This is a genomic window from Pseudomonas sp. GW823-FHT03E05, assembly GCF_058796855.1.
In genome coordinates this window covers 1-1,948 of the sequence record NZ_JBXAJB010000013.1, presented here as the reverse complement: position 1 = coordinate 1,948, position 1,948 = coordinate 1, and the positions used below count along the sequence as shown (strand labels likewise).

The 1,948-nt window shown below is 63.0% G+C and carries 2 protein-coding genes; both read left to right on the top strand.

Annotation, left to right across the window (positions count from 1 at the left end):
* A partial coding sequence (locus AC1RCO_RS31155; protein WP_445496852.1) for a phosphopantetheine-binding protein occupies positions 1-408 on the top strand: 408 nt, incomplete at its 5' end.
* A 12-nt stretch (positions 409-420) separates the two neighbouring features.
* The coding region (locus tag AC1RCO_RS31150) for a condensation domain-containing protein (RefSeq protein ID WP_492618394.1) at positions 421-1,948 on the top strand (1,528 nt) is incomplete at its 3' end.

Below are 1,948 nucleotides of genomic sequence, written 5' to 3'. Positions count from 1 at the left end.
GAAGCGTTGCCGCTGACCCCCAACGGCAAGCTCGATCGCAAGGCCCTGCCCAAGGTCGACGCCCAGCAGATGCAGCAAGTCTACGTGGCGCCGCAGAGCGAGCTGGAGCAACAGGTCGCGGCGATCTGGGCCGATGTGCTGAAGCTGGATCGGGTGGGCATGAGCGACAACTTCTTCGAGCTGGGCGGCCACTCCCTGTTGGTGGCTCAGGTGGTGACTCGGGTCAAGCAGCAGTTTGGCGTGGATATGCCCATCAAGTCGCTGTTCGGCGCGGAGAGCCTCGCGGCCTTTGTCGAGAAGGTTCAGGCCCTGCGGCAGACAACTTCTTCACTGCAGGATGAATTGGCTAAATCTTTGGAGGCCCTCAAACGTTTATCTCCCGATGATCTTGAAAAAATAATTTCTTAGGCGAGGTAGTACATGCAAGCTTTAATCGACTCGGTAGGCACGCTTTCTTCCAAGGAAAGAAGAGCCCTGGCGATTTTGCTTAAAGAAAAGGGCATCAACCTCTTTGGTATCGCTCCTATCTGCAGCCGCGGCGCCGACGAGGCGCCGGTCCTCTCCTATACCCAGGAAAGCCAGTGGTTCCTTTGGCAACTGGAGCCCGACAGCACCGCCTACCACATCACCACGGCGCTGCGCTTGACCGGAGAACTGGACCTCGACGCGCTGCGCCATGCATTCGATACCCTGATTGCCCGGCATGAAACCCTGCGCACTACCTTTTCCGAAGACGATGGCACGGCGGTGCAGGTGGTGCACCCACCGGCGCCGCTGGACATCGAGGTCATCGAACTGCACGCCGGCGGCCTGTCCTATGAGGCCCAGGTCCATGCCCTGACCGACAGCAAGAGCCAGCCGCCCTTCGATCTGCGCAATGGCCCGCTGTTGCGGGCCAAATTGCTGCGGGTGGCAGCAGACGAGCATGTGCTGGTCCTGACCCAGCACCACATCGTTTCCGATGGCTGGTCGATGGGGGTGATGGTCGACGAGCTGATCCAGCTCTATGCCGGCTACCGCCAGGGGCGCACGGTCAGCCTGCCGGAGCTGCCGATTCAATACGCCGACTATGCCAACTGGCAGCGCCAGTGGATGGACGCCGGCGAGCGTGAGCGGCAACTGGGCTACTGGCTGGAGCAACTGGCCGGGGAGCAGCCCTTGCTGATGCTGCCGCTGGACCACCCGCGCCCGGCGATCCAGAGCTATCGGGGGGCGCTGCTGGATATCCCGTTGCCGGAAGAGCTGCGCCTGGGCCTCAAGCAATTGGCCCAGCGTGAAGGGGCGACCCTGTTCATGCTGTTGCTGGCCTCGTTCCAGGTACTGCTGCACCGCTACAGCGGCCAGGCGGACATCCGCGTCGGGGTGCCGACCGCCAACCGCAACCGGGTGGAAACCGAGCGCCTGATCGGCTTCTTCGTCAATACCCAGGTGTTCAAGGCCGAGGTCGACGGGCAACTGGGCTTCAATGATTTCCTGCAGCAGGTCAAGCAGACCGCGCTGATGGCCCAGTCCCACCAGGACTTGCCTTTCGAGCAGTTGGTGGAAGCCTTGCGCCCCGAGCGCAGCCTGAGCCACAGCCCGCTGTTCCAGGCAATGTTCAACCACCAGACCGCGGTCAAGAAGGGCGGGCAGAGCCAGCGCCTGGACGACCTCAGCATCGAGACCCTGAGTTGGCAGGGGCGCGCCGCGCAGTTCGACCTGACCCTGGATACCTTCGAATCCGAGGATGGCCTCTGGGCCTCCCTGACCTATGCCTCCGACCTGTTCGAGGCCTCCACCATCGAGCGTCTGGCCCAGTCCTGGGTGCAGTTGCTGCAGGGCATTGTCCAGCAGCCACGCCAGCGCCTGGGGGACCTGCCGCTGCTGGGCGTTGCCGAGCAGCACCAGTTGCTGCACGAGTGGACCCCGGCCACCGGTGAGTTCCCCAGCGATGGTTGCGTGCAGCAGT